This window comes from Desulforadius tongensis (assembly GCF_016907915.1).
Classification (GTDB): Bacteria; Bacillota; Desulfotomaculia; order Desulfotomaculales; family Desulfohalotomaculaceae; genus Desulforadius; species Desulforadius tongensis.
Genome location: NZ_JAFBCW010000007.1, coordinates 97,398 through 106,043, shown reverse-complemented (window position 1 = coordinate 106,043; position 8,646 = coordinate 97,398). Strand labels below are relative to the sequence as shown.

General features: G+C 44.3%; 11 protein-coding genes and 2 pseudogenes. 2 read left to right on the top strand and 11 right to left on the bottom strand.

The annotated features are described in order from the left end of the window. Positions 1-68 precede the first annotated feature (68 nt). A pseudogene (locus tag JOC37_RS04355) lies at positions 69-302 on the bottom strand (transposase domain-containing protein); the annotation flags it as partial. On the opposite strand from JOC37_RS04355, the pseudogene JOC37_RS04350 reads away from it, so the two are divergent. Beyond that, a pseudogene (locus tag JOC37_RS04350) lies at positions 287-823 on the top strand (RNA-guided endonuclease TnpB family protein); the annotation flags it as partial. The pseudogenes JOC37_RS04355 and JOC37_RS04350 sit on opposite strands and share 16 nt — an antisense overlap. A 14-nt stretch (positions 824-837) precedes the next feature. Then, positions 838-915 (top strand): zinc ribbon domain-containing protein, encoded by a 78-nt coding sequence (locus tag JOC37_RS13670; protein WP_420797274.1) that lies wholly within the window; start codon positions 838-840, stop codon positions 913-915. Positions 916-1,068: 153 nt separating this feature from the next. On the opposite strand, the gene JOC37_RS04345 is transcribed toward JOC37_RS13670, so the two are convergent. From JOC37_RS04345 to JOC37_RS04300, 10 genes are all read right to left on the bottom strand, one after another. Further along, entirely contained in the window at positions 1,069-2,529 is a 1,461-nt protein-coding gene (locus JOC37_RS04345; protein WP_204616490.1) for a TldD/PmbA family protein, read from the bottom strand. 75 nt (positions 2,530-2,604) lie between these two features. Continuing rightward, complete coding sequence (gene pilO, locus JOC37_RS04340) at positions 2,605-3,267, bottom strand: type 4a pilus biogenesis protein PilO (RefSeq protein ID WP_204616483.1); 663 nt, start codon at positions 3,265-3,267, stop codon at positions 2,605-2,607. Further along, positions 3,260-3,949, bottom strand: a complete 690-nt coding sequence (locus tag JOC37_RS04335; RefSeq protein ID WP_204616481.1) for a PilN domain-containing protein — start codon at positions 3,947-3,949, stop codon at positions 3,260-3,262. Before JOC37_RS04335 ends, pilO begins: the two co-directional genes overlap by 8 nt. Then, positions 3,946-4,863, bottom strand: a complete 918-nt coding sequence (gene pilM, locus JOC37_RS04330) for a type IV pilus biogenesis protein PilM (protein WP_204616479.1) — start codon at positions 4,861-4,863, stop codon at positions 3,946-3,948. The genes JOC37_RS04335 and pilM overlap by 4 nt, the downstream gene beginning before the upstream one ends. Positions 4,864-4,881: 18 nt before the next feature. Next, positions 4,882-5,325, bottom strand: a complete 444-nt coding sequence (locus JOC37_RS04325) for a hypothetical protein (protein WP_204616478.1) — start codon at positions 5,323-5,325, stop codon at positions 4,882-4,884. A 19-nt stretch (positions 5,326-5,344) separates the two neighbouring features. After that, positions 5,345-5,992 (bottom strand): prepilin-type N-terminal cleavage/methylation domain-containing protein, encoded by a 648-nt coding sequence (locus tag JOC37_RS04320; protein ID WP_204616476.1) that lies wholly within the window; start codon positions 5,990-5,992, stop codon positions 5,345-5,347. Further along, positions 5,989-6,366, bottom strand: a complete 378-nt coding sequence (locus JOC37_RS04315; protein WP_204616474.1) for a type IV pilus modification PilV family protein — start codon at positions 6,364-6,366, stop codon at positions 5,989-5,991. Before JOC37_RS04315 ends, JOC37_RS04320 begins: the two co-directional genes overlap by 4 nt. Then, positions 6,363-6,860, bottom strand: coding sequence for a prepilin-type N-terminal cleavage/methylation domain-containing protein (locus tag JOC37_RS04310; protein WP_204616472.1), 498 nt, complete (start codon positions 6,858-6,860; stop codon positions 6,363-6,365). The genes JOC37_RS04315 and JOC37_RS04310 overlap by 4 nt, the downstream gene beginning before the upstream one ends. Continuing rightward, positions 6,847-7,332: a type II secretion system protein GspG gene (locus JOC37_RS04305; protein ID WP_204616471.1), complete on the bottom strand. Its 486-nt coding sequence runs from the start codon at positions 7,330-7,332 to the stop codon at positions 6,847-6,849. Before JOC37_RS04305 ends, JOC37_RS04310 begins: the two co-directional genes overlap by 14 nt. Before the next feature lie 27 nt (positions 7,333-7,359). After that, positions 7,360-8,592, bottom strand: coding sequence for a type II secretion system F family protein (locus tag JOC37_RS04300; protein ID WP_204616463.1), 1,233 nt, complete (start codon positions 8,590-8,592; stop codon positions 7,360-7,362). Positions 8,593-8,646 lie beyond the last annotated feature (54 nt).

Sequence of the window (8,646 nt, the reverse complement as noted above, 5' to 3'; positions counted from 1 at the left end):
AAAGAATCATTAATGAAAATTTAAAAAATGAGGGATGTTGGCAAATAACTACATTTTTTACTGCCATTTCATGCAATTTCTACTTGCCAAATACAATCTACAGCGCCCTGATCCTTAATATTTATGTTGGGAAGCATTTCAAAGAGGTGATTTAGATAAGCAAAGGGATTTAGCCCATTTTCCTTGGCCGTTTCAACTATGCTATAAATAATGGCACTGGCTTGGGCACCACGTGGAGTGTTTGTGAACACCCAGTTTTTACGACCAATAACAAACAGTTTAATAAATCGTTCGCTGCGGTTTTAATTATCGCTTAAACTGCCATATCTTAAATATCAGTTACAAATATGAAGTGCCGGAACGGGCTGCATCGGCCGTCATGGGTATTGACCTGGGCATTAATAATCTCGCTGTCCTCGCCGTGCCTAGACAGGTAATCAAATTTTTTAGCGGCAAACGCTGCAGCCAAAAACGCCGCCACTATACAGAACTGCGGCGTAAACTGGGCAGGAAAAAACTGCTGAAAAAGATTAAAGCCATCGGTAATCAAGAACAGCGGTACATGAGGGACGTAAACCACAAAATCAGCAGGCAGATTGTTAATATTGCTAAGCGGTATAATGCAGTTATTCAGCTGGAAGATTTGTCTTACATAAGAGAACGGGTTAAGCTTTCACGTCAAATGAACCGTAAGCTGCATAACTGGAATTTCCGCCAGCTGCGTTCCTTCATAGAATACAAAGCCCTTGCCGAAGGACTGAAAGTGGTACAGGTGAGCCCGAAGTATACATCGCAGCGCTGCCATATATGCGGCCATACTGAAAAAGGCAACCGGCCATCTTTCAATGCAAAGCCTGCGGCTACCAGGCAAACGCAGATTTCAATGCCAGTATGAATATTGCTGCAGCCGGCTAACATGCGGGCTGCAGTGAATCCAGCCCAGCCGTAAAAGGCTGCCGTCAGGCGTAAACTCGCCGGCGGTTAACCGGGGAACGATGAGAAGCCACTGCTGTATGCAGAAGGCTTGGAGTTACCACCGGAAGCCTCGGGCCTTGTGCCCGAGGTAGTTCACAATCTCCTAATTTTATTTTTACTGATTGGCTTATCTGATGTGTATCTTTTAATTTTCCCATTCGGTGCAATAGGTTCAGATGTACCACCAACAAGGAGTTGTCTTATTGACATGGTTGGCTGGGCATCAGATACCGGTACTCCTTGGCCGTCTTTTCCGCAGGTTCCAATGGCAAAACCCAGGTCGCTGCCCACCATGTCTACTATCTTTAATACTTCCGGCCCGTTGCCGGTTAAGGTTGCTCCCCGCACCAGCGGACCAATTTCTCCATCCTGGATCAAATATCCTTCCGCCACGTCAAATACAAAGTCGCCGGTGGTGGTATTTACCTGGCCGCCGCCCATTTTTTTTACCAGCAGCCCTTTCTTTGTTTCTTTTATAATTTTCTCCGGGTCGGTTTTGCCGGGGGCTATATACGTGTTAGCCATTCTGGGGATGGGCTTTTCTTGGTAAGACTGCCTGCGGCCGTGACCATTTGGTTTCCGGCCTTCCTTGGCGGCAGTGAGCCGATCGTATAAAAAGTCATTTAGTACCCCATTCTTAATCAGTTCCACTGGACGGGAACTTACTCCCTCGTCATCAAAACGGTAGGAACCATACTTGTCCGGCATGGTGGCATCATCTATCACCGTCACCAGTTCTGAAGCTACCTGTTCTCCCTTTTTGCCGGCATAAACGGACAGCTCCCGCTGCACCAGGTCAGCCTCTAAACCATGGCCGCATGCTTCGTGCACCATGGTTCCACCTGCTTCCCCGGCCATTACACAGGGCATATTTCCTGTGGGAGCCGGCTTGGCATCCAGCATCTTTACCGCCCGCCCGGCGGCATTTTTAGCAAACTCTTCAGGATCCACCCGGTCGAACAACTCAAAACCGCACATGCCGCCCACCGCATCATAACCGGTTTGAATGGTGCCGCCGTCAGCCGCCACCGCATTTACCATCAATCTGGTTCTCACCCGCTCATCTTCTACGTAATCCCCGTTACTGTTAGCTATGATTACCTGCTGGACACTGTCTCCATACCCGGTTATAACCTGTTTTATCTTTTGATTATCCACCGAGCGGGCCGCTTTTTCGGCTTTTTTTACCACTTCTACCTTATCACCGGTGGCCACATCTTCCGGGCGTTTTTTAAACTCAAAATCCACCACCGGGGTCAGCTTTGTTAAGTCTAAGCTATATTCTTTTCTGCCACCCCGGGCGGCATGACTTACCAGTTTGGCCGCTTCCATTAATCCCTTTTTGCTTAAATCATTGGTATAACCATATGCGGTGCTCTCACCGCACAGCACCCGGATACCGGCTCCGGCCTCATAACCGGACTGTACCCTTTCAATACGGCCGGCTTCCATACCGATACCGGTGACCTTTTTGCGCTCCACAAATATATCGGCGAAATCACCGCCCTGTGCCAAAGCTGTTTCCAATACCTCTTGCAGTAATTTTTTATCCATATATTAACACCCCTACCTATTCCAAATCCTGTATATTTAATATATTAGACCGGCGCTAGTTTATTGTCCATCGTTTTAATCATTATTATGCAAAAAATGGTACTGTGCAGGAACTAAAAAAACATTTCTTCTGCCTATGGAATCTTCAGGTGCGTGCTGCACCTGAAGTTTTCCCCGGGGCGATGGATCAGAATAAAATACCAGGGTTAGATTACTTTTTACAATTACGTTTTTTTCACCGGTATCATCCTGATCCGGTTCTATGATAAACTGCTTTATCTCACTGTAATTGGCCCACTGGGCGGTGTTCTCCAGCCATTGAATATATGACAGCACATTCCGGTAATCCCCCAGAACAGTAATATCCAGCGGCTGTTCCAGGTAATACTGCCGTTCTGTCATTTCACCGGTAATTATTTCTGTTATCACCACATTTCTGTTTTTTGCTTCGGTATCTAATTTGATAAATAACTTACCGTCTCTTATTTCCCGGGTAAACATTTTTTTCATTTCTTCTAAACTTATTTTTGTAATACCCACCGCCTTCTTTTCCAATACCAGTTTTCCCGATGCGGTTTTGGCCTGCTCCAGCTTTTGAGCAGTATCTTTTATCTCTTGGCTCAAGGCTAAATATTCTCTTATTTGCGGCCCCAGCAGGCAGATATATATTAGGCAGCTTATAACTAAGCCGAGCAGTATCAGCAGCAGTACCCGTTCCCTAATGGTAAGTTTACTCATTACCTTCACCTTCAGGAAAAATGGCATTGATGGTAAAAGAAATTACAGGCTGCTCTTTTTTTACTTTCCAAGCATTTTTCAAAATCACATCTTCAAAATAGGGCAGCTGCTGCAGTTTATAAATGAACATCCCGGTGGAAGACAGTGAAGCACTGCTGCCCTTTATAATCAGTGCTTTTTTACACATAACTGTTTTATCGTGCTCGCCCGGCCTGTTCTTTTCCGGGTCTGATTGGTATTCTATTAGTTCTTCTATGTTTAGGTCCTGCTGTTCCTGCAGAGGTACTTTGTTTTTTTTCTTAGTTTCTATCTCTATTTCAGTATATTTAATTTGATTTAACCAGGTGTCTTGGGGAATATTATAGTTAATATCCTCCAGCAGGGTATACCAATTAATATTTTCCTGCAGCAGATCCTGCAGCTGATCGATCTTTTGTTTATTTTTTGCTTTTTGGCTTCTTGTATCATTGAGCATGTTAACCACCGGAGCCGCTGATGCCAGTTCCGCCTGCAGTGCATTTAATGTTTCTTTCTTGGCCTGCAGCTTAAATATGAAGGTTAAATAACCGCCGGTAATTGCACAAATAAGCAGGGCCGTACAAATCAAAGGGGCCAGCTTAGCAAAATCGATTAACGGTTTGGGCTGCAGCTCTTTGGGCAGCAGGTTAATTTTATATCTCAACCCCATACTCCTCCCAGTGCCAATCCCACTGCCACTGTATAACAAGCGGTATTTTGCTGTTTTAACCGGTTGGTTACTTCCAACTGGGCAGTTCCCACTTCAACCGGCAGATCCAGCTTTTCAGCAAGGCAGAGGGGAAAATCTTTCATTTTTGACACCTCACCCGTAACAATTATTTGCTGTACCGGGTGCGGAAATTGAAAGCTGTACAGTTCCAGCGACCTGGCGGTTTCATCAATCAATGGGTTATGGTTCTCTGCCGTATGGTCACTGCCGGCTGCCAGTACCCGTGTGTACTGAATATACCCGTTTCTTACTATTATCATTTGTGTATTATTGGCATCCACATTCATTATCGCACAGCTGGTTTTACTATCAGCACACCAGTGATTTGATAAGCGCCACAGGGCAAAGGGCTGTATATCAATGGCATTTAAACGGGCACCGGCCAGTTTGAACGCCTCGTAAAACAGAACCGCCCGCTGGCGTGGGGCAGCAGCTAGTAAAACCGGCACTTCACCCAATTCACCATCACCCGGTTTCAGGGGCACATGCCTGGTCACCCAATCCTGGGCCTCCGGCGGCAGTAAGCTTCGGATCTCGAAATACATTGCTGTTTCCATTTCTTCCGCTTTCATATTGGGCACAACGGTTGTTTTAAGCAGCATTTGGTCGCAGGGCATGACGGTGAAAACAGCTTCTTCCCGGTAGTTTATCTGGTTAAGCAGGTGCTTTAAGACACCAGCAAATTCTTCCGTTCCCAAATTGTTTATATTATTCTCTAAGGCGCTGCAGCCCAGCCCGGTAATGACCGGTTTATTATTTTGTATTTTTACCTGGGCTATTTTTACTGTTTTATACCCCACATCCACCCCGACAAATGCGTCCTTTTTTAATATCCTGGGTAACTTCAAAACAGTCACAACCTTAGTTTAGAATACTCCGTATTTTTCCTTCCAACTGAGAATGGTAATAGTTACACTATCACTTGGCGGTAATTTTTGCAGCTGTGCTTTAACCACCAGTGTTTTTTTGCCCTGTTTGTAATACCCCTCCGAAGTAATTTTTACATTTACTTGGTCTTTGGTTTTTGATACCGTTTGTACTTTAATTTTTATCCTGCCGCCGTTAAAATCTACCGGGGTGTTAAATTCCTGAGCCCATGCCTGCCAGTCAAAATTTTCTTTCAACCTGGCCAGAACCATTTCCACACCGGCATCAGCAATGTAGTAAACCTGAACCTGGTGGTGATTTAAAATAGTTCTGGCCTTTGTGCGGTTAGTTAACAAAAGAAAATTGCTGCCCAGCATCAGCACCACAGCTAATACAACCATTACCAGCAGCATCACATGGCCATGCCGGTTATTTAACTGCATTAATTCACCCACCCCGGTTCTAATTTGCAAAATGGTATCTTTCTAAGCCCGGCAGCTGCTCACTGAAAATGTTCGCTGCTGCAGATGGCTGCCGGGGCTTTTTCTCATTTGGTAGTGTCGTTTGCAGCACGGAACTGCCCTGAAACGTGCGAATGGCCACGGAAGTGATTAATGTGATGTCTTTAAGCCCCGGCATGCCTCCGGTTAGAATTATCTTCACCACTGCCACCTCACCGGCAGGCTCCCCGGCGGCAATGGTGCTGCCATCGGGCCGGTAATACTCCAACCGTAATTTTTTAATGTGACTGGATACAGGCAGTCCCATGCCGCTAAATTCTCTGGTTAACTCGTTTTCATCATCCACATAATACCGTACACGCTTGTGACCATTCTTAAAGTTCAGCACTTTGCTGTCACTATGAAGTTGAAAACCGTTCTGACTTTCAAACATCAATTGACTGCAGGTTCTAACATCCCGGCACATTTTGTCCATAGCAATTTGCACGTTTTCCTGCAGTTCAATTTCTTTTTGCCCCTGCCGCCAAATATTATGACTATGCAGCATAAAGAATAACGCCGCAGTTACAATCAATCCGGTGAGCATCAAAGCCAGCATCAGTTCTATTAAAGTAAATCCCCGCCGGTTTTTATCCCCACTAATAATCACCTCAGCCCTTTAAGCATCGTCAAGGAAAGCTCTTTTTGCTTTCCATTTTCAGGGTAGCGCAGTATCACTGTGACCTTTTTTAAATTATAGCTTTCGTTTGTCACTTCTAAACGATAACTCCAATTTTCAGCGGAAGGAGCGTTGGCAATATCCTGCCAAACGGTGGAATTTACCCGGCTGTAATCTTTAGCTTTGACAGTTTCTAATATACCTTGAGCCATGTTTATGGCTTGGATGGTCCGCCAGTTGGAAACAGCACCCCGTTTGCTGTGCAAAAACATTTCGCTTAAAGGCACCACAACCAGTGTAATAATTGCCAGTGCAGTCATCACTTCCAGCAAAGTAAAACCCTTTGGGTTAATTAATATTTTCATTGCACGCATCCCCCTGTGCGCTCCGGTTTTATATCACTGGTACGCACTCTCCCGGTGATGCTGGCCACCACCACATACTTAACCTTAGGTATGTTTTTACTGACCAGACATACACTGCCTCCAACACAGCCCCTGGGCAGCCCCTTTACGTTAATCTGCAGCCTGTTTTCACGAAAACTGGTTCTATCCACATCAACCCCGGGGGGCAGTTTTACTGATTTAAGTATCTTGATACTTTTATATAGGTTATATTTTCCCTGCCGGGGATAAAAGGCAATGCCGTAAGAAGCGGATTCTTCGGCCAAGGCCCGCTGCTGCAGATAACGAATGTCACTGGCCATTTGCAGCGCAGCAGTTTCCAAACGGCGTTCGTTAAGATAGCCATAAAAATTGGGCACTGTTACGGAAATAACAATACCTAAAATAACAGTGACCATTATTAATTCAATCAATGTAAAACCACGGCTGTTTTTTAATAATTTATGAATTTTCACCGTCATTCACCTTTTTAGACACGGACTTATCCATATTATCCCACTGGGTTAAATCCTTTTTGACCGGTTTATCATCTTCCTCGGTAAAAATGATGTCATCGCCGCTTTCCCCGCTGGGACCGGCAGACCATAATACAAATTTATTTTTTTGGTTATTTACTTGATAACAATAGCACCCGTCCCAGGGATCTGTCATATCGTTTCCCCAGTGAGTAAAACCGTTTTCTTTAACTATTTCTTCAAACTTATCGGTTGAAGGGTATTTTTCATTTTCTATTTTGTAAAGCTCCACCAGATTTTTGATGGTTTTTAACTCTGCCGTTGCCCTGCTTATTTTAGCCTTTTGATACTGTTGAGAAAAACTGGGGATAGCCATGCCCGCCAATAAGCAAATGATCAGCACCACCACCATCAGCTCTAACATGGTAAAACCTCTACGGGATGACAGCGGTTTAAAGATACTACTTAACATAGAAGGTACACCTTCCCCAAAAATTAGTTAATAGTTAACTGATCCCAGCATATTAAACATAGGCAGCACCATTGCCAAAACAATTAAACTGACTATACCCCCGGTTACAGTTATTAGAACCGGTTCTAATATGGCAGGTAACCGGGCTAAACTTACATCCAATTCCCGTTCATAAAAATCTGCAATTTTATCAAGCATTTGGTAAACCGCCCCACTTTTTTCTCCTATTACTATCATCTGCGTCACCATAAGTGGAAAAACTGTACTTTTTTTCAGCTCCTCTGCCATAGTACCGCCCTGCCGGACATTGTTTCGGACATTTTCTATCACTCTGCTAATAACAGTATTGCTAATTATCTTCCGGGATACATCAAGGGCCTGCAGCAGCGGCACCCCGGTACGGATTAAATCTGCCAGAGAACGACTGAAGCGGGCAATAATTATTCTGATTAACAGCGGGCCCAGTATCGGCAGGCGCAGTACTAACCCGTCTACCATCTTTTTAAAATGATAATTTTTTATTAATACCGACCAGCCCCAAATTATACCCACCGGTACCAGCAGAAACAGGTACCAATAGTGAACGATGTACCTGCTGAAAGATATCACCATTTTCGTTACAGCCGGTAATTCCATGTTAAATTCTTTTAATATCTCCACAAATATGGGTAGTATAAAAAGCATTAAAGTAACTATCATAACTACGGAAAAAAACAAAATTATTACGGGGTAAATTAGTGCCGTTTTTATGCTTTCCTTTACTGCATCCTCTTTTTCAAAATAACCGGCCAGCAGGGCAAAAGTTCTGTCCATCTCACCGTTCATTTCCCCCACTTCTACCATGCTGATAAAGATGGCCGGAAATACACTGGGAAAGGATTTTAATGCTTCAGCCATGTCATGTCCCGACTGCAACTTATTGATTACTTCGGCCAACGCTTTTTGGAAATACTTGTTGCCGGTTTGCCCAGCTAAAACATTTAATGCACTTAATACCGGCACACCAGCAGCAAGCAGTGTGGACAGCTGGCGGCAGAATACTGCCAGTTCTTTAACCCTCACTTTAGCATTAAACCGGTCAAAGAAGCCGCTGTTGTTGTATTTGTTTTTTGTATCACCCCATGCCGGTTCCAATTTTGTTATATATAAATTTTGCTTTCGCAGCCGATTGGCAGCGGCCATTATTTCTTCCGCCCTAATTATTCCCGTCACTTCTTGACCATTGACATCCCTGGCCCGATATAAAAATTCCTGGAGCACAGTCAACACCGCTTTGCAGATAATTAGTAATTTTGCTAATATTCTATAAATATA